This is a genomic window from Streptomyces sp. NPDC087420 (assembly GCF_044744165.1).
Classification (GTDB): domain Bacteria; phylum Actinomycetota; class Actinomycetes; order Streptomycetales; family Streptomycetaceae; genus Streptomyces.
Window position 1 is genome coordinate 107,896 of the sequence record NZ_JBIUXU010000005.1, and the last position, 24,583, is coordinate 132,478.

21 protein-coding genes are annotated in these 24,583 nt (G+C 71.7%); 10 read left to right on the forward strand and 11 right to left on the reverse strand.

What is annotated here, in order from left to right; all coding sequences use genetic code 11:
• Positions 1-135: 135 nt before the first annotated feature.
• From ACIO1C_RS11440 to ACIO1C_RS11450, 3 genes are all read left to right on the forward strand, one after another.
• Complete coding sequence (locus ACIO1C_RS11440; protein WP_401861271.1) at positions 136-1,137, forward strand: ArsR/SmtB family transcription factor; 1,002 nt, start codon at positions 136-138, stop codon at positions 1,135-1,137.
• 152 nt (positions 1,138-1,289) lie between these two features.
• Positions 1,290-1,616 (forward strand): nuclear transport factor 2 family protein, encoded by a 327-nt coding sequence (locus ACIO1C_RS11445; RefSeq protein WP_401861274.1) that lies wholly within the window; start codon positions 1,290-1,292, stop codon positions 1,614-1,616.
• Between the two features lie 145 nt (positions 1,617-1,761).
• Positions 1,762-2,547, forward strand: coding sequence for a hypothetical protein (locus tag ACIO1C_RS11450; protein WP_401861276.1), 786 nt, complete (start codon positions 1,762-1,764; stop codon positions 2,545-2,547).
• Between the two features lie 42 nt (positions 2,548-2,589).
• On the opposite strand, the gene ACIO1C_RS11455 is transcribed toward ACIO1C_RS11450, so the two are convergent.
• Positions 2,590-3,465, reverse strand: a complete 876-nt coding sequence (locus ACIO1C_RS11455; RefSeq protein WP_401861279.1) for an alpha/beta fold hydrolase — start codon at positions 3,463-3,465, stop codon at positions 2,590-2,592.
• 129 nt (positions 3,466-3,594) lie between these two features.
• On the opposite strand from ACIO1C_RS11455, the gene ACIO1C_RS11460 reads away from it, so the two are divergent.
• Positions 3,595-4,374 (forward strand): GNAT family N-acetyltransferase, encoded by a 780-nt coding sequence (locus ACIO1C_RS11460; protein ID WP_401861281.1) that lies wholly within the window; start codon positions 3,595-3,597, stop codon positions 4,372-4,374.
• Between the two features lie 46 nt (positions 4,375-4,420).
• Here ACIO1C_RS11460 and ACIO1C_RS11465 read toward each other — a convergent pair whose 3' ends face one another.
• Entirely contained in the window at positions 4,421-5,284 is an 864-nt protein-coding gene (locus ACIO1C_RS11465) for a helix-turn-helix domain-containing protein (RefSeq protein WP_401862157.1), read from the reverse strand.
• Positions 5,285-5,429: 145 nt separating this feature from the next.
• Here ACIO1C_RS11465 and ACIO1C_RS11470 point away from each other — a divergent pair, with 145 nt between their 5' ends.
• A complete protein-coding gene (locus ACIO1C_RS11470; RefSeq protein ID WP_401861282.1) occupies positions 5,430-6,341 on the forward strand; it encodes an aldo/keto reductase in 912 nt (303 codons plus the stop codon).
• Here the strand turns inward: ACIO1C_RS11470 and ACIO1C_RS11475 are convergent.
• The 3 genes from ACIO1C_RS11475 to pgm all read right to left on the reverse strand — a co-directional run bounded on the left by ACIO1C_RS11475 (position 6,322) and on the right by pgm (position 10,305).
• On the reverse strand, positions 6,322-6,663 hold the full coding sequence (locus tag ACIO1C_RS11475; protein WP_401861285.1) for a hypothetical protein: 342 nt from the start codon (positions 6,661-6,663) through the stop codon (positions 6,322-6,324). The genes ACIO1C_RS11470 and ACIO1C_RS11475 overlap by 20 nt on opposite strands.
• On the reverse strand, positions 6,660-8,381 hold the full coding sequence (gene ctaD, locus ACIO1C_RS11480) for a cytochrome c oxidase subunit I (protein WP_401862160.1): 1,722 nt from the start codon (positions 8,379-8,381) through the stop codon (positions 6,660-6,662). Before ctaD ends, ACIO1C_RS11475 begins: the two co-directional genes overlap by 4 nt.
• 283 nt (positions 8,382-8,664) lie before the next feature.
• Positions 8,665-10,305 (reverse strand): phosphoglucomutase (alpha-D-glucose-1,6-bisphosphate-dependent), encoded by a 1,641-nt coding sequence (pgm, locus tag ACIO1C_RS11485; RefSeq protein WP_401861287.1) that lies wholly within the window; start codon positions 10,303-10,305, stop codon positions 8,665-8,667.
• 218 nt (positions 10,306-10,523) lie between these two features.
• On the opposite strand from pgm, the gene ACIO1C_RS11490 reads away from it, so the two are divergent.
• Positions 10,524-11,621, forward strand: coding sequence for a glutamate--cysteine ligase (locus ACIO1C_RS11490; protein WP_401861289.1), 1,098 nt, complete (start codon positions 10,524-10,526; stop codon positions 11,619-11,621).
• 35 nt (positions 11,622-11,656) lie between these two features.
• Here ACIO1C_RS11490 and ACIO1C_RS11495 read toward each other — a convergent pair whose 3' ends face one another.
• Entirely contained in the window at positions 11,657-12,316 is a 660-nt protein-coding gene (locus ACIO1C_RS11495) for a CGNR zinc finger domain-containing protein (RefSeq protein ID WP_401861292.1), read from the reverse strand.
• Positions 12,317-12,444: 128 nt separating this feature from the next.
• On the opposite strand from ACIO1C_RS11495, the gene ACIO1C_RS11500 reads away from it, so the two are divergent.
• Both ACIO1C_RS11500 and ACIO1C_RS11505 read left to right on the forward strand, forming a co-directional pair.
• The gene (locus ACIO1C_RS11500) at positions 12,445-13,380 is read left to right on the forward strand and encodes a pyridoxamine 5'-phosphate oxidase family protein (protein ID WP_401861293.1); all 936 of its coding nucleotides are present in this window, start codon (positions 12,445-12,447) and stop codon (positions 13,378-13,380) included.
• A complete protein-coding gene (locus ACIO1C_RS11505; RefSeq protein WP_401861296.1) occupies positions 13,377-14,039 on the forward strand; it encodes a DNA-3-methyladenine glycosylase family protein in 663 nt (220 codons plus the stop codon). The genes ACIO1C_RS11500 and ACIO1C_RS11505 overlap by 4 nt, the downstream gene beginning before the upstream one ends.
• 47 nt (positions 14,040-14,086) lie before the next feature.
• Here the strand turns inward: ACIO1C_RS11505 and ACIO1C_RS11510 are convergent, their stop codons facing one another.
• Both ACIO1C_RS11510 and ACIO1C_RS11515 read right to left on the reverse strand, forming a co-directional pair.
• Positions 14,087-14,923 carry a M23 family metallopeptidase gene (locus ACIO1C_RS11510; RefSeq protein WP_401861299.1) on the reverse strand — a complete coding sequence of 279 codons (837 nt, stop codon included), beginning with the start codon at positions 14,921-14,923 and terminating at the stop codon, positions 14,087-14,089.
• Between the two features lie 35 nt (positions 14,924-14,958).
• A complete protein-coding gene (locus tag ACIO1C_RS11515) occupies positions 14,959-16,227 on the reverse strand; it encodes a hypothetical protein (protein WP_401861302.1) in 1,269 nt (422 codons plus the stop codon).
• A 283-nt stretch (positions 16,228-16,510) separates the two neighbouring features.
• Between ACIO1C_RS11515 and ACIO1C_RS11520 the strand changes: the two genes are divergently transcribed.
• Positions 16,511-19,831, forward strand: a complete 3,321-nt coding sequence (locus ACIO1C_RS11520; RefSeq protein WP_401861304.1) for a S8 family peptidase — start codon at positions 16,511-16,513, stop codon at positions 19,829-19,831.
• 153 nt (positions 19,832-19,984) lie between these two features.
• Positions 19,985-20,929, forward strand: a complete 945-nt coding sequence (locus ACIO1C_RS11525; RefSeq protein ID WP_401861306.1) for a D-2-hydroxyacid dehydrogenase family protein — start codon at positions 19,985-19,987, stop codon at positions 20,927-20,929.
• A gap of 71 nt (positions 20,930-21,000) precedes the next feature.
• On the opposite strand, the gene ACIO1C_RS11530 is transcribed toward ACIO1C_RS11525, so the two are convergent.
• The 3 genes from ACIO1C_RS11530 to ACIO1C_RS11540 form a co-directional block, all read right to left on the reverse strand.
• Entirely contained in the window at positions 21,001-22,233 is a 1,233-nt protein-coding gene (locus tag ACIO1C_RS11530) for a threonine synthase (RefSeq protein WP_401861308.1), read from the reverse strand.
• Positions 22,234-22,353: 120 nt separating this feature from the next.
• The gene (locus ACIO1C_RS11535; RefSeq protein WP_401861311.1) at positions 22,354-23,082 is read right to left on the reverse strand and encodes a hypothetical protein; all 729 of its coding nucleotides are present in this window, start codon (positions 23,080-23,082) and stop codon (positions 22,354-22,356) included.
• 74 nt (positions 23,083-23,156) lie between these two features.
• Positions 23,157-24,314 carry a glycoside hydrolase family 88 protein gene (locus ACIO1C_RS11540; protein WP_401861314.1) on the reverse strand — a complete coding sequence of 386 codons (1,158 nt, stop codon included), beginning with the start codon at positions 24,312-24,314 and terminating at the stop codon, positions 23,157-23,159.
• Positions 24,315-24,583: the final 269 nt, after the last annotated feature.

A 24,583-nucleotide genomic window follows, 5' to 3' on the forward strand; every position in this document is an offset into this window, starting at 1 on the left:
CGCGTACGGCGGGCGTGATGGACCGAAGTGGATCGCGAACGCACGATATGCGTCAACGGCTGACACAATAAGGCGAGTTGTGCTCTTTCCTCGTTCGCCGGCACTGCCTAGGGTGCTGAGCGGAAGGTGGTCGGCGTGTTGCGCATTCACTTCACCGGCGAGGATCTGACCCGGGTGACGGTCGCGGCCCGCTCGGATCCTCTGTGGGACGTCCTGCTCAGCCTCCACATGGTCCAGGAGCCCGACCGTTCGCTGGCGTTCAGTGAATGGCGGCGCAGGACACGGGCGTTACGGATGCCGTCCGTGCGCCCTCTCCTGGAACTGGCCCGCCCCTGGGGCTACTCGCCCGACTTCCTGACGCCCGGCCGGGGAGAGGCGGACTTCGCCCACCAGCTGGAGGACGTCCTGTCCACGCCGCGCACCCAACTCTCCGCCGAACTGTCCATCCTGGCCGAGGAGAGCGGGCCCACTCCGTGGATCCGCGAACTCGACGGCGGGGACCACCAGGTCATGGCCCGCCTGGGCGACACCCTGACCGCCTACCACCGGGTCGCCCTCGCGCCGTACCAGGACCAGATCCGGGCGCACGCGGAGGCGGACCGCGCCCGGCGCGGCCTCGCCCTGCTGAACGGCGGGGTGGAGCGGCTGCTCGCCGAATTGCACCCCCGCGTCCGGTGGGAGGCGCCGGTGCTCCAGATCCCGGTCTACGCGGACCAGGACGTGTATCTGGAGGGCCGCGGCCTCGTGCTCGTCCCGTCCTTCTTCTGCCGCATCCAGCCGATCACCCTGATGGACCCCCACCGGCCGCCCGTGCTGGTGTACCCGCTCTCACCCCGCCTGGGCTGGCTGAGGCCGGCCGCGGCGGCCGGGGACCAGGGCGGCATGGACCCGATCGTCGCCCTGCTCGGCCGGACCCGCGCCCATGTGCTGGACGCCGCGACGGCCGGCGGGACGACGACGGAGCTGGCGGTCCGGGTCGGGGTGGCGCTCCCGGTCATCAGCCGCCAGACGTCCGTCCTGCGCGAGGCGGGACTGCTGGACACACGCCGGGAGGGCGGATCCGTCCGGCACCACGTCACACCCCTGGGCATCGCGCTCCTCAACGGGGAACTCGCCGCCGACGGGACACTCGGCTGATCCGCGAGCGCTCCGGGCAGGGACGGCCGGGGCCGGAACGCCGTGCCAGTATGAGCGGAGGCCGGTCAATCGCGGGACCGGACGACGGCCCCCCGCGGCGCGCGACCGGCGGCACAGCTTCCACGTCCCACCCCGTACCCCTGGAGGCCAGCATGAGCACCATGTCCGTTCCCGCAGCGGTCCAGCGGGCCCTCGACGCCGCGAACAACGCCGACACCGAGGCGTTCCTCGACGCCTTCACCCTCGACGGAGCCGTCGACGACTGGGGCCGTGTCTTCGGGGGCCGGGACGCGATCCGCGGCTGGAGCGACAAGGAGTTCATCGGCGTGAACGTCCGTCTCGACGTGACCGGCGTCAACCGATCGGGCGATCGGGTCACGGTCAGCACGGTGGTCGGCGGGGACGGCTTCAACGGCCCGTCCGACTTCACCTTCGTCGTGGCCGACGACGGCGTGTCGCTGATGCAGATCACCGGCTGACGGCGGCGCGCCGCCGAGCCCGCCCCCGCCATGGAGGCCGCTCGGCCGGCCCCGCCCTCCCGGTGATCACCTGATCACCTGATCGGATTCGCCGGTCGCTACTCTGTTCCCCCCTGCCACGAGGCGGGGTGAACAGGGGTGGGACATGCACAGAAGAAGCGCCGTGGCCTCCGTGGTGGCGGCGGTGGTCGCCGGGATCGTGGTGGCGCCGGCCGCGCACGCGGAAGGACGGGGTGACATCCGTGTCACCAAGACCGTCGTGAACGGCGGGAGCAGTGTGATCGTCGGGATCAAGGACGTCAAGCGGTTCACGATCGCGATGACGGTCAAGGACAACTCGGGGGTGAAGAAGGTCGCTCACGTGTCCGCGTTCAACACGACCAATGGTCACGGGCCCGTGGACTACCTGGGAACGACGTGCAAGAAGACGGGCACGACGACCTCCGTATGCACCGCGACGATGCAGATGGACCCGGCGTGGATCGACAGCTACGGGAGCGGGAACGAGGGCTGGGACGCCAACGCGGTGGCGGGAAACTGGCAGGTCAACGCCACGGTCCAGGCCAATGACGGCGATTACTGGATCTCGGACCGCATCGCCGATTTCAAGGTGAAGCGCGCCGCGACCCTCACCACCGACGCCACTCCCGAGCCGGTGAAGAAGGGGGGCACGCTGACCGTCACCGGTAAGTTGTCGCGGGCCAACTGGACGGACCTGAAGTACCACGCGTTCACCAAGCAGGTGGTGAAGCTCCAGTACAAGAAGCCCGGCGGCGCCTACGGCACCGTCAAGACGGCGACCACCGACAGCAAGGGCCACCTCCGTGCCACGGTGAAGGCGACCGCCGCGGGCAGTTGGCGTTGGGCCTTCCTCGGTACGACCACCACGATGAAGGTCGTCGCCACCGGCGACGCCGTCACGCTGAAGTAGTGTCGCGGCGGGCCCCCGCGCGGACCCGCGCACCGGGCCCGCTCACGCCCCGGCCAGCTCCGCGACCGCCGCGGCGATGGCCGGGGCCTGCTCCTCCTGGAGGTAGTGCCGGCCCGCGAGGACGGTCGGGAAACCGGCCCCGAGCGCGTCCAGCACCGCCCGCAGCCGGGGCAGCCCCAGGATCGGGTCGTCGCGGGCCCAGACCACCTGGGCGGGGTACGGCCGGGACGCGAGGCCCTCGTAGTAGAAGGCCTGCTTGGCCGCTGTCGGCTCGAACCCGCGCATGATCTTCAGGAAGGCGCGCCCCGCGTCCTGCCGCGTGACCAGCGCGAAATGGGCGTCCACCTCCGCGTCGGTCAGCGAGGAGCCGTCGGCGAGCCCCACCCGCCGGAAGAGCCGCCGGGAGACCGGCGGGCGCAGCATGGGGAGCCAGGCCTCGCCCGCGACGGGCACGGTGAAGGGCCGCATCGACGGGGGCGGCCGGTACGCGGCGACGTCGACGAATGTGTCGAGTGCCGTCAGTGACAGGACACGCCCGGGCCGGGTGATCGCCCATTCGAAGCCGACCGGCCCGCCGATGTCATGGACGACCAGATGGCAGCGGTCGATCCCGAGCGCGTCCATCGCCCGGTCGGTCCACCGGGCGAGACCGCTCCACGTGTAGTCGAACGCGAGCGGCCTGGCCCCCAGGCCGAGCCCGGGAAAGTCGAAGGCGACGCCGCGGAACCCCTGGGCCGCCAGCTCCGGCACGAGCTTGCGGTAGAGGAACGAACTGGTGGGCACGCCGTGCAGACACACCACGGGCGGACCCTCGCCCTGGTCCAGTGTGAAGCCGCGGATCCCACCGGCCCGGAAGGTGTGACCGGAGGCGTGGTGCCGGGCGACCACGTCGTCCGCGGCACGGGACGCGCGAGACATGGGCGGCCCCTCTCGGTGATTCGGCGCCCTGCTTCTCTTTCCCCAGTTTACGAGCCATTCGCGCCCCGTGCCGATACGCACCCGCACATCTGCCGGGCCCGACCGGATTCCCGTGGTTACAATCCGCCCATGAGCGTTGTCGAATCGATCCACGATTCCGCACCCCAGTTCGCGAATTCGCGGGACTACTACTTCGGATACGGCGACAAAAAGCGTTCCGACGATCCCGAATTCATGATCTACCGCAGTCATCTCATGAAGCCGCGACGCAATGGAGTGCTCCGGTACACCCGTGGCGGGGGCGGACTCGACGCGGCGATCGCGCGGGCCCACGCCGAGCTGGACCCCGTCCCGTGGCTCTGGTGGGTCGGGGCGGACAGCTCCGCCGGGCTCGCGGACCAACTCCTCGCCCGGGGGGCCGCACAGGTCGGCGTGCTGCCCCTGATGGCCGCCGAGATCGACCGGCTCGCCGTGCCGGCCGCCCCGCCCGGCGTACGGGTCGAGGAGGTCAACGGCCCGCAGGAGCTGGCCGCATGGGTCGCCTCGTACTCCCCGTCCTTCGGCCTCACACCCGAACAGGTCACGGGGAACCAGGCCAACGAGGCCCACCGGGCCGACGAACCGGGCAGCCTGGTCCGGTTCGCCGCCCGGCTCGACGGACGTGTTGTCGGCACCTCCGCGCTGCTCGACCGGCACGGCGTCGCGGGGGTCTACGTCGTGAGTACGGAACCCGCCTGCCGGGGGCGCGGCATCGGTGCCTTCCTGACGCTCGTGGCCCTGCGGGCCGGCCGTGAACGGGGCCTGCGGATCGGCACCCTCCAGGCCAGCGTGGACGGTGAGCGGCTGTATTCGCGGATGGGCTTTCAAACCGTCGCGTATTACCGGCAGTTCCAGCTGCCCCGGTTCTGATACACCGCGCGCATTCCACGGACGGTGAATCGCGCCCGCGGCCGGCTCACAGCTCCGCGCGGATCCCGGCGATGAGCCGCCGGGTGCGGTGCGCGGACTCCGCGTGCGCGACCATCCGGTCCATCGCCTCCATGTGCGCCGTCACCTCGGCGTGCCCGTCGAGGTAGAGCGCCCCGGTCAGGTGCTCGATGTAGACCATGTCGGGCAGTTCGGGGAGATCGAAGCGGAAGAGGGTGAAGGGGCTGTACGTCCCGGGGTGGTGACCGGCCGCGAACTCCGCCATCTGGAGGGTCACGTTGGGCAGTTCGGAGGCCTCCAGCAGCCGGTCGATCTGCGCCCGCATCAGCGCGGGCGAGCCGACGGGCCGGCGCAGCACCGTCTCGTCCAGCACGGCCCAGACGACCGGGGCGTCGGAGCGGGTGAGCAGCGTCTGGCGCTCCAGCCGCAGCGCGACCTGGCGCTCGATCCGTGCCGGGGTGCTCGCCCGGCCCAGCGCGCCGGGCGCGAGGATCGCCCGGGCGTACTCCTCGGTCTGGAGCAGTCCGGGCACGAAGTGCGGTTCGTACGTCCGTATGGTCCTGGCGGCCTCTTCCAGGCTGACGTAACCGCTGAACCAGTCCGGCAGGATGTCGTGGAAGTGCTGCCACCAGCCCGGCCGGCTCGCCTCGTCGGCCAGCTGGAGGAACACCGCGATCTCCGGCTCGGGGACGCCGTACGCGGGCAGCAGCATCTGGACGTACGGGATCTTGAGCCCGACCTCGGCCGCCTCCATCCGGCGGACGGTGGCGGCGGTGACCCGGAGTAACGCACCGGCCTGCTCACGGGTGAGGCCGGCCTTCTCCCGCAGCACACGCAGCCGCCTGCTGAGGACGAGCTGACCGACCGTCGGTGCGGACCGTGGCTCGCTCACACTCCACCCCCCAGCTTCGCGGACGCGCCGCCGGGCAGTCTGCCACAGCAACATGCCGCTGAGCACGGCCTGTTGGGAGGAAATCCCACGCACCGCGCGGACGTCGGACTTGATCGTCCCGCGCTCCCGTGAGCATGCTGCCGCCATGACTCCCTCCTCCACACCCGGGCCCGCCCCCCGGCGAGACTTCCCGCTCGGCGGGACCACCACGATCCCCCGGCTGGGCTTCGGCGCGATGCAGCTGCCGGTCGCGCGGAACGGCTCCGTCCACGACCGGGACGCCGCGCTGGCGGTCGCGCGCCGGGCCGTCGAGCTGGGCGCCCGCCACCTGGACACCGCCGCGTTCTACTTCTCCGGCGACGTGCGCGCCAACGACCTCCTGCGCGAGGCGCTGTATCCGTACCCCGCCGATCTGACGATCGCCACCAAGATCGGCCCGCTGCGGAAGCCGGACGGCGAGATGTACGGGGAGGCCACCGCCGAGCAACTGCGTCCGGCGGTGGAGCGGAACCTGCGGGAACTGGGCGTCGGCGTCCTCGACCTGGTGTATCTGCGGGTGGGGCGGCTCTCCGCGAAGGGCGGCCCGCCGCTCGCCGAGCGCTTCGCGGTCCTGGCGGCGCTGCGGGACGAAGGGCTGATCCGCCACCTCGGTGTCAGCAACGTGTCCGCCGGGCAGCTCGCCGAGGCCAGGGCCGTCGCCCCGGTCGCCGCGGTGCAGAACCGCTTCGGTGTGCTCGACCAGGAGGACGGGGCGCTGGTCGACACCTGCGCGGCCGCCGGCATCGCGTACATGCCGTTCTTCGCGCTCGGCGGCGGCCACGGCACCCTCGCCGACAACAACCTGCACGCGGTCGCCGAACGCCACGGGGCGACCGCGCACCAGGTGGCGATCGCCTGGGGCCTCGCGCGGTCGCCCTCGATCGTCCAGATCCCCGGCACCGCCTCGCTCTCCCACCTGGAGCAGAACATGGCGGCGTCCGCCGTCGTCCTCGACCCGGCCGACCTGGCCCTGCTCGGCGGGGCGGACGGCCGGCGCGTCAGCGGACCAGCAGGGTGAACGCCGCGCAGGTGCCCGTCGCCGCGCCGGCGGCCACCAGCGCGGCGGCCACACAGCGCGTCCTGAGCTGCTCGTAGCGCTCCGTGTACTCGCCGCGCAACTCGTGGGCGCGCTCCGCGATCCGTACGAGCACCGCCTTGGACACCGCGATCCGGTCGGCGGTGTACACACGCTCCACGTCCTCCCGCTGGGCGGTGGTCAGCCAGGGCAACTGCGCGGTGAACAGGGCCGCCCGCCGGTTGATCTCCTCGATCTCGGCGCTCCACAGGAGGTAGCCCTCCAACTGGACCAGCCCCCGGACGCTGTCCTCCTCCGGCTTCACCGCTGCTTGTCCCCGGGCGCCACGGTCGTGGAGTCGACGGGCCGGTTGCTCTCCTCCTCCAGGGCCCGGATGGCCGGATGGTGGAGGTCGAAGGCGGGGGACTCGGAGCGGATCTTCGGCAGGGTCAGGAAGTTGTGCCGCGGGGGCGGGCAGGAGGTCGCCCACTCCAGCGAGCGGCCGTAGCCCCACGGGTCGTCCTCCTCGACCTTCTTGCCGTACTTGGTGGTCTTCCAGACGTTGTAGAAGAACGGCAGCATCGACAGGCCGAGGACAAACGCGCTGATCGAGGAGACCATGTTGAGCGCGGTGAACCCGTCGGCGGCGAGATAGTCCGCGTACCGGCGGGGCATTCCTTCCGCGCCCAGCCAGTGCTGCACCAGGAACGTGCCGTGGAAACCGCAGAACAGCGTCCAGAAGGTCATTTTGCCGAGCCGCTCGTCCAGCATCTTCCCGGTGAACTTGGGCCACCAGAAATGGAATCCGGCGAACATCGCGAACACCACGGTGCCGAACACCACGTAATGGAAGTGCGCGACGACGAAGTACGAGTCGGAGACGTGGAAGTCCAGTGGTGGCGAGGCCAGGATGATGCCGGTCAGTCCGCCGAAGAGGAACGTGACCAGGAATCCGATCGACCAGAGCATCGGTGTCTCCATCGACAGTGAGCCCTTCCAGATCGTGCCGATCCAGTTGAAGAACTTCACCCCGGTCGGTACGGCGATCAGGAAGGTCATGAACGAGAAGAACGGCAGCAGCACCCCGCCCGTGACGAACATGTGGTGGGCCCACACCGTGATCGAGAGGCCCGCGATCGAGATGGTCGCCGCCACCAGCCCGATGTAGCCGAAGACCGGCTTGCGGCTGAAGACGGGCAGGATCTCGGTCACGATCCCGAAGAACGGCAGGGCGATGATGTACACCTCGGGATGACCGAAGAACCAGAAGAGGTGCTGCCACAACAGCGCGCCCCCGTTGGCCGGGTCGAAGACGTGCGCGCCGAACTTGCGGTCCGCCTCCAGGGCGAGCAGCGCCGCCGCCAGGACGGGGAAGGCGAACAGCACCAGCAGCGCCGTGAGCAGCACGTTCCAGGTGAAGATCGGCATCCGGAACATCGTCATGCCGGGGGCGCGCATGCAGATGATCGTGGTGATGAAGTTGACGGAACCGAGAATCGTGCCGAAGCCCGACAGCGCCAGACCCATGACCCACAGGTCTCCGCCGATGCCCGGCGAGCGGACGATGTCGGTGAGCGGGGAGTAGGCGAACCAGCCGAAGTCGGCGGCGCCGTTGGGCGTCAGGAGACCGCTGACGACGATGAGCGAACCGAAGAGGTACAGCCAGTAGGCGAGTCCGTTGAGCCGGGGGAACGCCACGTCGGGCGCGCCGATCTGGAGCGGCATGATCCAGTTGGTGAACCCGGCGAACAGGGGGGTCGCGAACATCAGCAGCATGATGGTGCCGTGCAGCGTGAATGCCTGGTTGAACTGCTCGTGCGAAACGATCTGGATGCCGGGGCGGGCCAGTTCGGCGCGCATGAAGAGCGCCAGCACCCCGCCGATGATGAAAAACGCGAATGAGGTAATGAGATACAACGAACCGATCGTCTTATGGTCGGTGGTGGTGAGCCAGCCCACGATGATATAACCGGGCCGCTTGCGCACGACCGGCTTTTCGTTCTGGTAGCTCTCGTCGGCCTCGGCCGACCCTTCCGTGCCCATCGTCGTCACTGCGACGCTCTCCTCCGGCTCGACGGTCGCGGGTGGACTCGGCAAGCAGCATGGCGGCGGATTCACCGGGCGGGTGACACCGCCTCATTCCCGGCGCGTCGCGTATGGCCCACCGGTATGCCCCGCCCGCCTTGTGGGGGCGCCGAGTTGTGCCGGCGTCCACCGCTCGCGACGCGGGACAACTTTCACCCGGGAGAGGGACGTGGGCGGTCCACGACGGACAGCGCCGGGCCGCCCCGGTCGGGGGCGGCCCGGCGCTGTCCTGTGCGGTGTCTCAGCCCGCGAGGGCGGCCGCGACGACGGCCTTCGCCTCCTCCTGCACCCGCGCGAGGTGGTCGGGGCCCTGGAAGGACTCCGCGTAGATCTTGTAGACGTCCTCCGTGCCCGACGGGCGCGCGGCGAACCACGCGCTCTCCGTGGTCACCTTGATGCCGCCGATGGCCGCGCCGTTGCCGGGCGCCTCGGTGAGCACCGCGGTGACCGGCTCTCCCGCGAGGGTGTCGGCCGTGACCTGGTCGGGGGAGAGCCGCCCCAGGATCGCCTTCTCCTCGCGGGTGGCGGCGGCGTCGATGCGCGCGTAGGCGGGCTCGCCGAAGCGGGCCGTGAGCGCGGTGTAGTGCTCGGAGGGGGTCTTGCCGGTGACCGCGAGGATCTCGGAGGCGAGCAGGGCGAGGATGATGCCGTCCTTGTCGGTGGTCCACACCGCACCGTCGCGCCGCAGGAACGACGCGCCCGCCGACTCCTCCCCGCCGAAGCCGATCGATCCGTCGGACAGCCCGTCCACGAACCACTTGAAGCCGACGGGGACTTCCACCAGCCGGCGGCCGAGATCGGCGGCGACCCGGTCGATCATCCCGGAGGACACCAGGGTCTTGCCGATGCCCGCGCCCGCCGGCCACTGGTCGCGGTGGGCGTAGAGGTAGCCGATGGCGGCGGCGAGGTAGTGGTTGGGGTTCATCAGCCCGGCGTCCGGGGTCACGATGCCGTGCCGGTCGGCGTCGGCGTCGTTGCCGGTGGTGATCGCGAACCGGTCGCGCCCCTCGATGAGCGAGGCCATCGCGTACGGCGACGAGCAGTCCATCCGGATTTTGCCGTCCCAGTCCAGCGTCATGAACCGCCAGGTGGGGTCGGCCAGGGGATTGATCACGGTCAGGTCGATCCGGTGCTGTTCGGCGATCCGGCCCCAGTAGCCGACCGACGCGCCGCCGAGCGGGTCGGCGCCGATCCGTACCCCCGCCGCGCGGACCGCTTCCAGGTCGAGGACGGCGGGCAGGTCGGCCACGTAACCGCCGAGGAAGTCGTAGCGTCCGGTCGTCTCCGCGGCGAGCGCGCGGGTGTACGGCAGGCGCCGTACGTCCTTGAGGCCGGCCGCGATGATCGTGTTGGCCCGGTCCTGGATCCAGCCGGTCGCGTCGGACCCCGCGGGGCCGCCGCTGGGCGGGTTGTACTTGAACCCGCCGTCGCGGGGCGGATTGTGCGACGGGGTGACCACCACACCGTCGGCGAGGTGGGAGGTGCGCCCGCGGTTGTACGTGACGATCGCGTGCGACACGGCAGGGGTGGGGGTGTAGCCGTCGGCCGTGTCGAGGAGCAGGGTCACACCGTTGGCGGCGAAGACCTCGACGGCGGTCACCCGGGCCGGCTCGGAGAGCGCGTGGGTGTCGATGCCGAGGAAGAGGGGGCCGTCGGTGCCCTGATCGGCGCGGTACTCACAGATCGCCTGGCTGGTCGCGGCGATGTGGTCCTCGTTGAACGCGGTGTCGAGCGACGACCCGCGGTGTCCCGAGGTGCCGAACGCCACCCGCTGACCCGGCTCGTCCAGGTCGGGATGGAGGGCGTAGTACGCGGTCACCAGGCGGGCGACATCGGTGAGATCCTCCGGACGCGCCGGCTGTCCCGCTCGTTCGTGTGGCATGTGCCCACTCCTCCACATCGGTCCCTGCGATCAGACGTTCGGTTCATCATCCCGGGTTACCGTGGATAACGACGGGTGACCCGCCGGACGGCGCACGATCCCGGCGCGGGACAGCCCTTGAGCTCCGCCTTTTCGGGCTTGCCACGTTCGGCGACGCGGAACCGGGGCACACGCAGCACCCGGCGCGAACGTGCCGTATTTCAAGGAAGGCGGTCGTTGTGCGCAGTGTCGGTGTGGAGGAAGAACTGTTGCTCGTGGACGCCTCGACGGGCGAGCCCCGGGCGCTGTCCGCGGCGGTCCTGGCCTTCGCCTCCCAGGACAGCAGTGACGCGGACGTGTTCGAGCTGGAACTGCACGGATCCCAGTTGGAGTTCGCCACCCATCCGCAGACGGACATGGGGGAACTGTCGCGGGAGATCATGCGGTGGCGCGCCGAGGCGGCCGATCACGCGGCGAACGCCGGCGCCGCGGTGGCCGCGCTGGCGACCTCGCCGCTGACCGTGGGGCCGTCCATCAACCCGGGCGAGCGTTTCGACTGGCTCAAGGAACAGTTCGGGCTGACCGCGCAGGAACAGATCACCTGCGGCTGCCACGTCCATGTGGCGGTGGAGTCGGACGACGAGGGTGTGGCGGTGCTCGACCGGATCCGGCCGTGGCTGTCGGTCCTGCTCGCGATGAGCACGAACTCGCCCTTCTGGCAGAGCAACGACACCCGGTACAGCAGTTACCGCAGCCGTGTCTGGGGTCGGTGGCCGTCGGCGGGACCCGTGGAGGTGTTCGGCTCCGCCGAGCGCTACCACGCCCAGGTCGACGCCATGGTCGGCACCGGCGCCCTGCGCGACACCGGGATGATCTACTTCGACGCCCGCCTCTCGGCGGCCTGGCCGACGGTGGAGATCCGGGTGGCGGACGTCTGCCTGGACGCCTCCACCACGGTGCTGGTGGCCACGCTGGTCAGGGCGTTGGTGGAGACGGCGGCCCGGGACTGGCGGGCGGGCAAGCCGGTGGTGGACCCGGGGGTCGGTCTGCTCAGGCTGGCGGCCTGGCGGGCGGGCCGGTCCGGTCTCGACGACGAGCTGATCAACCCCGAGACCATGAAACCGGATCGCGCGGAGTCCGTCGTGGGGGCGCTGCTCGCCCATGTCCGTGAGGCGCTGGACGACAGCGGGGACCTGATCTCCGTCCAGAACGGGGTGGCCCACCTGTTCAAGACGGGCAACGGCGCCCGCGTACAGCGTGAACTGTTCGAGCGGACCGGGAGCTTGCGCGAGATGGTCGCGGAGTGCGCCCGCCGCACGTCGGCGGGGCCGGCCTGACCGACAGGCCAGGCGGGGCCGGCCTGACCGACAGGTCAGGACACCGCGCCCGGGTGGTGGCGCCGGTAGTGGCGTGCGACGCGGGCGCGGTTGCCGCAGCCCGCCGAGCACCACTCCCGGCGCGGGTGGGCCCGCACGAAGTACCGCACACAGCCGGGCGCGTGGCAGGCGCGCAGCTCGGCCACGTCAGGCCCGGTGAACAGCTGTACGGACTCCTCCGCGATCCGTGACAGGGCCCGGGCCTCCGGGCTGTACGACGAGCCGTCGGCGCGTGCCGGCGGCTCGTCCTCGTTCCAGGCCAGCTGCGACCAGGTGGGTGCGTACGCGCAGGCGCGGTTCACGGCGGCGACGGCCGGGGCCAGGTCGGGGACCGGGGAGGCGGCGGCCGGACGGGTGTCCCCGGTAGCGACGGCGGCCAGCCGCCGGAGCGCGTCGCGCAGCTCCCGGAACCGCTCCACGGGCGGCCGGCCGGAATCGGACGCGGCCCCCGCCTCCGCCCCGTCCAGCTCCAGGCGCGGCGAGAAGCGCGCCTCCACGGCGCGCAGCCACCGCGCCAGGTCGCCCGCGTCCACCAGCGCGTCGTACACACCCTCCCGGTCCGCCCAGAGGGTGTTCATCAGCTCCACCGGGAGGGGCTCGCCGAGGGGCGCGGGCGGGGCGCCCGGTGGGGCGGCGGGGGGATCGGTGCTCTCCATGTCCTCAGCCTAACCGGGACCCTAATGGCTGTCGATCGTCCCATCCATTTGACGAGCCCGGCCATACGTGGTTCTCTTGACGCGCACCTAATGGTAAAGGTGCGCGTCAAACGTTAGGGGTGAGTGGAATGGGCGTTCCGACCGGTTTCCACGAGGGCGAGCTGGCGGTGCAGCGGCGCGCCGGGGTCGGCGGCCCGGCCGCCCGCCTGGCGGGCATGCTGGCCCCGCCCGACCTGAGCGGGGGCGCGGCGATCTTCCTGCGCGACCGTGACCTGGCCGTCCTCACCGCCCGTGACCGCGACGGTCTGCTCTGGACCTCGCCCCTGCCCGGCGCCCCCGGCTTCCTCGCCGCCCACGACCAGTCCCTGGATGTCCACGCCCTGCCGGCCCCCGGGGACCCCTTGGCCGGGCTCGCCGCGGGGCAGCCGGCCGGCATGATCGCCATCGACTTCGCCACCCGCCGCCGGCTGCGGATCAACGGCTCCCTGGCCGGGGTCGGCCCGTCCGGGTTCACGGTCGAGGTCGACCAGGCGTACGGAAACTGCCCCCAGTACATCCAGCGGCGCCACCTCCACCGCCCGCCGGGCCGCGCGGGCACCCCGGTCGCCGAGGTGTGGCCGGGAGACACGCTGGACGCGGACGACGTGAGGCTGGTCCGGGTGGCCGACACCTTCTTCCTGGGCACCGCCCACCCGACCCGGGGAGCCGACGCCTCCCACCGGGGCGGCACGCCCGGCTTCGTCCGGGCCGACCGTGACGGCCTGTGGTGGCCCGACTATCCGGGCAACAACATGTTCAACAGCCTGGGCAATCTGGCGGCCGACAGCACCGCCGCCCTCCTCTTCCTGGACTTCACCACCGGCACGACCCTCCAGCTGTCCGGCACGGCGGCCGTCGACTGGACCGCGCCGGGGGTGCCCGGCGACGACGGCGGCACGGGGCGGCGGGTGCGCTTCAACCCGCGCCACGTCGTCAGGACCACGGTCCCGGTGCTCGCCGAAACGGTCGCCCCGTACCCGCGCAACCCGCCCCTCACCGACCCGCGCGACCAGGAGACACCGTGAGCACACGACCCACCACGGCCACCGGCGACCCGTACGGCGAACTCGCCCGCCTGGACCCGGTACTGGCTCGTCTGACCGCCTCGTACGGCCGTCCCGACCCGTTCCGCTGGGACGACGGCGGACGGACGGAGGGCGACCGGTTCGCGGCCCTGGTGCTGCACATCGCCGGCCAGCAGATCTCCACAGCGGTGGCGTTTGTGCTCTTCGACCGGATCCGGGCCGCGATCGGCGCCCTGCCCGACCCCGCGGGCATCGTCGCGCTGGGCCCCGAACGGCTCCGCGCCTGCGGGCTCTCGCACGCCAAGGCGTCGTACCTGCTGGCGCTCTCCGAGAGCCGGCTCGGCGGTCTGATCGACGTGGACGGGCTGGACGGCCTCACCGACGCCGAGGCCGTCGCGGCCCTCACCGCCGTACGCGGACTGGGCCGTTGGACGGCGGAGATGTTCCTCCTCCACCAGCTCAGGCGCTCCGACGTGCTGCCCGTGGGCGACGTCGGGATCCGGCGGGCCGTGGAGCGCGGCTGGGGCCTGGACACGCTCCCCACGCCCCGGGACGTCGAAGGGCGCACCGCCGCCTGGTCGCCGTACCGCTCCTACGCCTCCGCACTCCTCTGGGCGTCCCTGCGCCCGCCGGAGACCCCGGCCGCCCCGGCGCGCTGAGGCGGCCGGGGCGGTGGGTGGGGGTGGGCCAGGCGGTGTGAGGGCGGTCAGCAGAGGGGAACGCCGGGGAGCTGGGCCGCGGGATGGTCGATGTAGATGTTGGAGAGGAAACCGCCCTGGTCGCGCAGCTTGCTCCACCAACGGTTCGTGTAGCCCTCGGCGTTGACGGTGTCCCCCTGTTTCTGGCAGACCACGAACACGTTGGTCGGACCCGGCAGGACCGTCACCACGGGCGAGGTGAGGAAGGCGTCGGCCCGGACCCGGATGTCCGTGCCCCAGGTACGGAAGTTGGTGCCGCCGCCCCCGCAGCCGTTGTCGCTGGTCAGGTAGGACTGGTTGTACTGGGACAGGTAGGGCAGCGCGCCGCCGTTGATGACGATGTTCTGGCCCGTGCCGTTGAGCAGCTGCTCGTAATGGATGTGCGCGCCCGAGGAGTTGCCGGTGGAGCCGGTGACGCCGATCTGCTGCCCCTGGCCCACGGAGGCGCCGCTCGCCACCGAGTAGGAGGCCAGGTGGAAGTAGTAGGTCTGCCAGCCGCCGCCGTGGTCGATCACGATGTAGTTGCCCGCCCCGGCGGGCTGTGACATGCGGGTCGCCGTGCCGGCGGCGGAGGCCAGGACCGGGGTGCCCGCGGTGGCGCCGCCGTCGGCGCGTACGAAGTCCAGGGCGCGGCGCACCTCGGCCGAATGGTGGCTCAGGGTCCATCGCTGGCCGCAGGGGAAGGGCGCTTTGAAGTTCGGTGCCAGCAGGCGGGCGGTACGGGGGCCGTCCCCGGCCGGGGTACGCGCCTGCGCGGGAGCGGCCGTGAGGCCGACCGCCGCGAGAAGCACGGTGACGAGGACGGACCACAGCCGCCGGTGCCGGGAGAGGCGCTCGTGCCGCATGGGACTGCTCCTTCGCCGGGGAGGGACGGGGACGGTCAGCATGCCGGGACTCCGGGCAGCCAGGCCTCGGGCACATCGATGAAGATGTTGGAGACATAGCCGCCGTGGTCCGGCAGGTAGGCCCAGCCGTCGTTCGTGATGCCCTCCACCGTGATCCGCTCGCCGTGCACCTGGCACGAGACGGTGACCCGGGTGGGCCCCGGCAGCCGTGACACCTCGCGGGACTGTGTGGTCGGCTGCTCCCGGACGCGTACGTCCGTGCCCCAGGTGGGGAAGGACGTGCCCGTCGAGGCGCCGGTCCACAGGTAGGTGACGGTCACCCAGCCGTTGTCCGCCAGGCCGATGTTGGCGAAGGTGCCGTCCGCGAGATCGATCCCGGCCGGGTTGGCCACCAGCCGGCCCGAGCCGTCGCGGCCGCCGTTGTAACCGCTCTCGTACGCCGCCTGCGCCTCGGGCCTGCCCTGCGGCAGGTCCTTGAAGCTCTCCCGGACCGACGACGGATTCCAGTAGTCGTCCCGGGTGTTCCACGGCCCGACGTCCCAGACCGGCGCCGTCTCGCAGCGGGCGGGGCCGCAGACCCGTACGGAGTACTGGCCGCTGCCGTTCGGCGACAGGCCGCGCCGGGACGGCAGGGCGACGAAGTGGTCGTCCGGCTGGATCACATGGCCGTTGGCCGTCGTCCGGCCGACGAGCCCCTCGCGGGTCGCGAAGACCCGGGCGCTGACGGCGGCGGCCGCCCCGGTGGCCCGTGGCTCGGGGCCGCGGCCGGCGGTCAGCCGCAGTCCGTCGACCCGCGCGTGCCCGTCGCCGTCCCCGTCCCCGTCCCACAGCGTGAGGCGGGCCTGTACGGCGCCGACCGTACGGGGCAGGGCCGCGGCGGTGGTGCCCTCCACCTCGCGCCACTCGGTCCAGGTGCCGTCGGCGGACCGTCCCCGGACCTCGACGGTGACCCGTGAGCCGGCGGGGGTACGGGCGGACAGCTCGGCCCTGACCCGGTTGACGGGACGGTCGAGCGTCCTCGGCGCGAGGACCTGGGAGCCGTACCCCCGCTCGCCTGCCGTGGTGGCGGTCGCGGGGACGTCCGTACGGCGGAGGCCCAACGCGCCCTGTACGAAGCGGACGTTGACGTCGTCGGCGTCGACCCGGGACAGGTCGGGGGACCAGGAGACCGGGCCGTCCGCTACGCGCGTGGATTTTTGGGCGTCGGCCGCCACGGCCGGTGACATGGTCACCGCCGGCCCCAGAAGGGCGAGTGCCGACAGGAGCCCGGTCACCCAGCGGAGTCGCTCTCGTCTGTGACGCATGCGCGCATCTCTCTCGTTCGGAGGTGTCGGAACGTGATGGAGCGGATCCCATACGAGTGACGTGACCAGCGTCGGCGGCAAGTATGCCATGTCCACATCAAGTCTGGGTGTGATTCTCGGACGTGTTCCTGGCGCGTTCCCGGCGAATGTCGACTCCGGGGGAACCCGTCGCACGGAAATCGCCTCTTCTGTTCAAACGCGGCCTCAACTGATCGCGTGGACCTCAACTAAAGCTCAAATAAGTCCAGTTGAGGTCGGAACTCACTTCAGCGCTGGGGGAGACTTGCTCAGAAGCAAGAGAACGAGGGCGGGCGCGGCCATGGTCGCGGCCCTGCTCACGGCGGGCCTCACGACGGGCGTGACCGCGGCGGCACCGCACACCGTCGGGACTCCGGCGGGAGAGGCGCCGCGGACCGGCGGCGCGTCCTCCGTCATCACCCTGGTCACCGGTGACCGGGTCTACGCGGACGCGAAGGGCCGGGTCAGCCGGGTGCGGCCCGCCGAGGGCCGCGGCCACATCGCCATGGCGGTACGCCAGTTCCAGGGGCGGACGTACGTCCTGCCGGCCGACGCGGCGAAACTGGTGTCCCAGGGGAAGCTGGACCGCCGGCTCTTCGACATCACCGGCCTGATCGCGGACGGGTACGACGACGCGCACCGTACGACGCTGCCGCTCATCGTGTCGTACACCCAGCAGAAGGCGCGGGCGAAGTCGGCCTTCGCGGCGGCCGACGTGTCGGTGCGCCGCAGCCTGCCGGTGCTCTCCGCGGAGGCGGTGACCGCACCGAAGGCGGCCTCTTCGGAGGTGTGGCAGGCGCTCACCGCCCCTGGCACGCAGGGGAGTTCGGCGCGTGTCGCCGGGGCGGGCATCGGACGCGTCTGGCTCGACGGCAAACGCGAAGCGAGCCTGGACAGGAGCGTCGCGCAGATCGGCGCGCCGGCCGCCTGGCAGGCCGGGTACGACGGCAAGGGCGTGAAGATCGCCGTACTGGACACCGGGGTCGACGAGACGCACCCCGATCTCCAGGGCACCGAGATCGCGCAGAAGGACTTCTCCGGGTCGGGGAACACCGTCGACCACGTGGGCCACGGCACGCACGTCGCGTCCATCGCGGCGGGCTCCGGGGCCAAGTCCGGCGGGAAGTACAAGGGCGTCGCGCCCGGCGCGCGGATCCTCGACGGCAAGGTCCTGGACGACTCCGGCTCGGGTGACGAGTCCGGGATCGTCGCCGGCATGCAGTGGGCCGCCGACCAGGGCGCGAAGGTGGCCAACCTCAGCCTCGGCGGGCACGACTACCCGGAGGTGGACCCGATCGAGGCGGCGGTGAACAAGCTCTCCGCCGAGAAGGGCATCCTCTTCGTCGTCGCGGCGGGCAACGAAGGACCTGACGCACGCACCGTCGGTTCCCCGGGCAGCGCGGCGGCGGCCCTCACCGTCGGCGCCGTCGACCACGCCGACCAGCTCGCCGAGTTCTCCAGCACCGGACCGGCGACCGACGGAACGCTGAAGCCCGACCTCACCGCGCCCGGCGTGGACATCGTGGCCGCCAAGGCCGCCCAGGGGCAGATCGGCGACCCGGCGGCCGACGGATACGTGGCCCTGTCCGGTACGTCCATGGCGACCCCGCACGTGGCGGGAGCCGCGGCGATCCTGTCCCAGGAGCACCCGGACTGGACCGGCGCGCGGATCAAGCAGGCGCTCACCGCCTCCACCGCGCCCGGCGCCGGCCTCTCCGCGTACCAGCAGGGCACCGGCCGGGTGGACGTGGCCCGGGCCGTCACGCAGTCGGTCGTGAGCGACGAGACCTCCGTGAGCTTCGGGGTGCAGCAGTGGCCGCACGCCGACGACAAGCCCGGGTCCCGGACGCTCACCTACCGCAACAACGGCGACACCCCGGTCACCCTCGACCTCTCCGTGGCCGCCACGGGTCCCGACGGCAAGGCGGCCCCGGCCGGCGCCTTCGGGCTGGACACCGGCCGGCTGACCGTGCCGGCGGGCGGCACCGCGAACGCCGTCCTCACCTCGGACACCCGCGTCGCGGGAGCGGACGGCGCCTATTCCGGCTCCGTCGTCGCCACGGCCACCGAGGGCGGACAGCGCGTTCTCACGTCCTTCGGCGTCATCCGTGAGGAGGAGTCGTACGACCTCACGCTCAAGTCCATCGACGTCCAGGGCAGGCCCACGGACAGCCTGGCCGAGGTCGTGGGACACAACACCCCCTTCTGGGAGTCCCCGTACGACGCGGACGGTGACGGCACCGTGAAGGTCAGGGTGCCCAAGGGCAGGTATCTCTTCGACGTGGCGGTGGAGGGCCCGAAGACCGGCGGGGCTCCGACCTTCGCGCTGCTCGTGCAGCCGAACTACGACGTCACGAAGAACGCCACGCTCACGTTCGACGCCCGCAAGGCGAAGCCGCTGAGCATCACACCACCGGGCAAGGCGAAGGAAGTCTCCGCCTACACGAGCTACTTGCTGGACACGCCCTACGCGTTCGGCGCCACCTGGTTCCTGGACAGCCTCAAGGGCGTCTCCACGGCCCAGATCGGCGCGGCGCTCCCCGCCAAGCAGTTCAACGCGCAGGTGGGCGCTCTCTGGCAGCAGGGCAGTACGAACTACCACCTGCTCTACAACCGTGCCGGTTCGGCCTACACCGGGTTCAGCCACAAGGCGACCGCCGGTGAACTCGCCCTGGTGAACGTCAAGATCGGCGCCTCGGCCAAGAAGCGCACGGGCTACGTCAGCTCGTTCTGGAGCGCGAACGGCGACGGGATAGGCATCGGGACCCAGCTGTTCGCCCTGCCCACCACGGCGAAGACCTACGTCACGGTCCCCAAGGGCTTCACGTGGGAGTTCGGCGTGGGCCAGCAGCAGAGCGGGGACGAGGACGGCGTGTACCTCGGCTCCGACGGTGCGAAGACGTATCAGGCGAAGAAGACGTACACGAAGACCTACAACGTAGGCGTGTTCAGCCCGCGGGTGGGCCCGTACAGCGGCGCGCGGCAGGACAACGCCATGTTGGTCTGCGTGGACGAGTTCACCGACGGGGCCGGGCACTTCGGCCAGTCCGCGGCGACCAAGCAGCGCACGGTGATCACCGCCGACGGCAAGAAGATCCTCGACAAGCGCGAGGACCTCTGCCAGGTCGCCGAGAACCTGCCCGCCACGTCGGCGCGGTACGTCGTCAGCACCGACGCGACCCGCTCCACCGCGCTGGCGGGCGTCACCACCCGCCTTGTCGCCTCCTGGTCGTTCGTCTCCAAGCGGCCGTCCGCTGAAGGCGCGAACCTCCCGCTGTCCACGGTCCGCTTCCTCCCGAAGCTCGACCTGGCCAGCACCGCGGCCGCCGGCAAGAAGCTCACCGTCCCGCTGGCGATCGACGGCCCGGCGGCGGGCAAGGGCTTCAAGTCCCTGTCCGTACAGGTCTCGTACGACGGCGGTACGAAGTGGGCCAAGGCTCCGGTCACCACCGCGAAGGACGGGAAGAAGAGCCTGACGCTGAGCCACCCGAAGAAGGCCACCTCGGTCTCCTTCAAGGCGAAGCTGACGGACACGAAGGGCTACACGTACGACGTCACCGTCGTGAAGGCCTACCTGCTCAAGTAGGCAGCTGACACGGCGCGAGTACCACCACCGCGCACCGGCCGCGCCCGGGGGACCGGCACCACTCCCCGGGCGCGGCTCCGTGCCCGGCGCGGGCCGCGCCGGAGCCGCCCGCGTAGGCTTCGGTCGTCAGCAGCCAGGCAGGGAGGAACGACCGTGCGCGTCGCCGTGTTGGACGACTACCAGAAGGCCGCTCACCGCTTCGGTGACTGGCACAGCCTTGACGCCGAGGTCACCTTCCTGCACGAACACCTCGCCGACACCGACACGCTCGTCGAGGCCCTGCGCGGCCATGACGTCGTTGTCGCGATGCGCGAACGCACCCCGTTCACGGAGGAGCGCTTCGCGCGCCTGCCCGACCTGAAGCTGCTCGTCACCACCGGCGCCGCCAACGCCTCCATCGACGTCGCCGCCGCGCACCGCCACGGCGTCACGGTCTGCGGTACGGAGAGCAAGCCGTACGCCACCCCCGAGCTGACCTGGGGCCTCATCCTCTCCCTGATGCGGCACCTCCCCGAGGAGTCCGCCGGGATGCGCCGGGGGGAGTGGCAGCACACCCTCGGCGGTGACCTGCACGGACGTACCCTCGGCGTGGTCGGCCTGGGGCGGCTGGGCGCGCGGGTCGCCGCCGTCGGCAACGCCTTCGGCATGCGGGTGATCGCCTGGAGCACCCATCTCGACCCCGCGCACGCCCGCGCGTGCGGCGCCGAACCGGTCGGCAAGGAGACGCTGTTCTCGACGGCCGACGTGGTGACCCTGCACTACAAGCTCAGCGCCCGCAGCACCGGCCTCGTCGGCCACCGCGAGCTGGCGCTCATGAAGCCCGGCGCCTACCTCGTCAACACCTCACGCGGCCCGCTCGTCGACACGGACGCCCTCGTCGAGGCCCTGCGCGAGGGCCGGATCGCCGGGGCCGGCCTCGACGTCTACGACGTGGAGCCCCTGCCGGCCGACGACCCGCTCCGTACCGCGCCGCGCACGGTGCTGACCCCGCACCTCGGGTACGTCACCGAGGAGACGTACGGCGTCTTCTACGGAGGCGCGGTGGAGGACATCGCCGCCTACCGGGCGGGCGCGCCCCTCCGTACGATCACGCCCTGACGCCCCGGCGCCCGCTGCACCTCACGCGCGCGGCGCCCTGACGCCCCCCGCACCTCACGCCCCCCCGCACCTCACGCGCCCCGCGCCGGGATCCGGCCGTGCACCGGCAGGGTCGGTACGTCCACCGGGACGGTCTCCGGGTACTTGAGCCCGCTTCCCGTGTTCAGCACCACCACGTTCTCGTCGCCGCTCAGCCAGCCGGAGGCGCGCAACTGCTCCACGGCCGCGAAGCAGGCGGCGCCCTCGGGGCAGACGAACGCGCCCTCCGCGCGGGCCACCGCCGACTGCGCGGCCAGCAGCTCCTCGTCGGTCACCGCGATCGCGGTGCCCTCCGTCTCCCGTACGGCGTCCAGGACCAGGAAGTCGCCCAGCGCCTTGGGCACGGTGATGCCGAAGGCGACCGTACGGGCGTCCACGGCGGCCGCACTCTCGCGGTCACCGCGCGCGAACGCGTCCACGATCGGCGCGCACCCCGTCGCCTGCACGGCGACCAGCCGCGGCAGGTCCCCGGTCAGCCAGCCCAGCTCCCGCATCTCCAGCAGGGCCTTGTAGATGCCGATGATCCCGACCCCGCCGCCGGTCGGGTACAGGATCACGTCCGGGGCCCGCCAGCCCAGCTGCTCGGCGATCTCGTACCCCATGGTCTTCTTGCCCTCGAGGCGGTACGGCTCCTTGAGCGTGGAGACCTCCTGGTAGCCCTCGCGCTCGGCGACCGCCGCGGCCACCAGCTTGCCCGCGTCGCCGATGAGGCCGTCCACCAGGAACAGCTCCGCGCCCGACACCACACATTCGGTACGGGTGATCTCCGGGGCGTCGACCGGCATCGCGATCAGGCTGCGCATCCCGGCGCGGGCGGCGTAGACGGACCACGCGGCGCCCGCGTTCCCGTTGGTCGGCATCGCGATCCCGGTCACGCCCAGCTCGGCGGCGCGGGAGACACCGACGGCCGCGCCGCGTGCCTTGAAGCTCCCGGTCGGGATGAGCCCCTCGTCCTTCATCCGCAGCCCGGGCACCCCCACGCTCGCGCCGTAGCGGGGCAGGCCGAGCATCGGGGTCATGCCTTCGCCGAGGGAGACCACGTGGCGCGCGTCGCGGACGGGCAGCAGCTCGTGGTAGCGCCAGAGGTCGGGGGCGCGGCCCGCGATCTCCTCGCGGGTCACGGTGGCCCGTACCCGTTCCAGGTCGTAGCGCGCCAGGAGCGGGGCGCCCACCGCCGAGGTCCCCTGGACCACGTCGGGGTCGCTCACCACTCCGGTCCTGGAGCATTCGAGACGGTCCAGGGCCGAGAAGAACGCAGCCGGCATGTCGTTCCTTCCACAACGGGTGTCCGGAACGTGCGCGGTCCGGCTTCTTCCCGAGGAGAACGCACGATGATCGTTCCCGTCAAGGCTTGGCCGCCGCCGGGGGAGCCGGCGCGGGATCCCTCAGACGGCCAGCAGCGCCAGGGCCCGGCGGGCGTCCTGCGCCGCGCCCGCCGTGTACTCGACGTCGAACACGTCCGCCCCGAGCGCGGCGATCAACCGCTCCCGCAGCGCGTCCTGCTCGACGGCGTCGTCCGGGTCCGGGATCTGCCCGGCCGCCCGGTACGCGGCCACGGCGGCGCCCAGCAGCCGGGCCGACCGGGCGTGGTCCCCGTCCACGTCGGCGATCACGGCCGCGTCGGCGGTCACGTACGGCAGCATGTCGGGCCAGTCCGCCGCCAGCGCCCGCGCGCGCACCTCGGCGAACAGGTCCCTGGCCCGGTCCGGCCGGCCCAGGCGCAGCTCCACGTAACCCAGGTTGTGGTGCTCGACCGCGACCATGCGGGTGTCGCCGATCTCCTCGTGGAGCGTGACGCTCTCCCCGATCAGGACCCGGGCCGATTCGAGGTCGCCGGACATCGTGGCCACTCCGGCGAGGATGTGCGCGGGGCCCGATCCGAGCCGCTTCTCGCCGCTTCTCACCGCCACCTCGCGGGCCTGCGCGGCCCACCGCCCGGCCTCGGCGAGATCGCCGCCGCGCACCTGGACCCGGGCCAGCATGCAGAGCGCGTCCACCTCGGCCGCGGGGTCGCCCGCCCCGCGCGCCCGGTCCAGTTCGCGCCGGCTCAGCCGCTCCACGACGGTGGTGTCGCCCCGCCGGAACGCGTCGCGCGCCTCCTCGTGAAAAGTCATGCCCACCACGCTACTGCGGTCGCGCGGGTACGGCAGGGGCCCGCGCGACCGCTGTGTCCTGTGGGGCGGTGGTCTCAGGTGGCGAGCCCCGCCAGCTCCGACCCGGCGAGCAGGAACGCGCCCACCCCGAAGTCGGCGGTGCTCTCGTACGTCACCGGCTGGCTCGACTCCGGCCGGTCACCGACCTTCTGCACATAGCCGAGGAAACCGTCGGGGTGCACGGCGGTGGCGACCAGCCCGTTCCAGGCGCGGGCCGCGACCGGCAGGTAGGCGGTGCGGGCGACCAGCCCGGTGGCGACGGCGTACGCGGTGCCGTACACGAAGAAGGACGTGCCGCTGGTCTCGGGTCCCGGCAGGTGCGCGGGGTCGGCGAGGTTGACGTTCCAGAAGCCGTCCGTCCGCTGCACCTTGGCCACCGCCGTGACCAACTGCGTGAGGGCGGTGCGGTATTCGGCGACGTGGCGTTCGGAGGAGGGCAGGGTCTTGAGGGTCTTGACGTGGCCGCCGGCCACCCAGCCGTTGCCCCGTGACCACACCACCGGCTTGCCGCCCGGCGAGACGATCTTGCCGGGCAGGAAGCGGTCGTCGCGGTACCACAGGCCGGTGGCCGCGTCGTACAGACCCGGGCCTCCCTGGACGTGTTTGGTGTGGTGGTAGAGGCTGTAGAGCTTCTCCCAGTACTGGGTGTCGTTGCGCAGCTTGCCGAGGCGGGCGAAGGGCGGCATCGCCATGTGCAGGGCGTCGTCCCACCACCAGTCGTCGTTCTTGGCGGGCTGGTCCGTGTAGACCATGCGGCGCAGGGACGCCTCGATGGCCGTGAGCTTCTGGGCCGAGGGCTCGATCTCGTACAGGTCGAGGTAGGCCTGTCCCGCGTTGTGGTTGTCGGCGTGGCGGGTGTTGACCCCGCCGTTGAGGCCGTAGGCGTACTTCTCCGCCCAGCGCCTGGCGTAGGTGAGGTAGCGGGCCTCACCGGTCAGCCGGTACACGGCGAGCAGACCGCTGAAGAAGGTGGCGTTGGCCCAGCCGTTGTCGCCCGAGTTGCCGTGCGCGCCGATCCACTGGTCGGCGACCCGGCGCAGCACGCTGATGATCGCGGCCCTGGACGGCAGTTGGGGGGAGGGAGCGGCCGCTGTGGGGGCGGGTGCGGGGGCCGCCGACGCGGCCGGGGCGGGGAGGACGGTCGCGGCCGCCGCGAGCGCGGCGCCGCCGGCGAGCAGGTGTCGTCTATCCATGTGAACGACTCCTCGGTATGTGGGGACCCCCATCTTCAGGTCCGGACCTTTGCGTGTCCATGGTGAGTACGGGTTTTCCACCGGGCGTGCCGAGTTCACGTCCGGACGGGATGTTCACGTACAGGAATGCCCGGCCCGGTCGGGCGGGTGGGACCGGTGGGGGAGTCCTCGGCGGAGGTCCGATCAATAGAACTCCAGCCATGGCGGGAAGGCCGGAAATACTGGTGCGCAACCTCTTGACGGCCAGAAACCTCCGATGTTCACTGCGT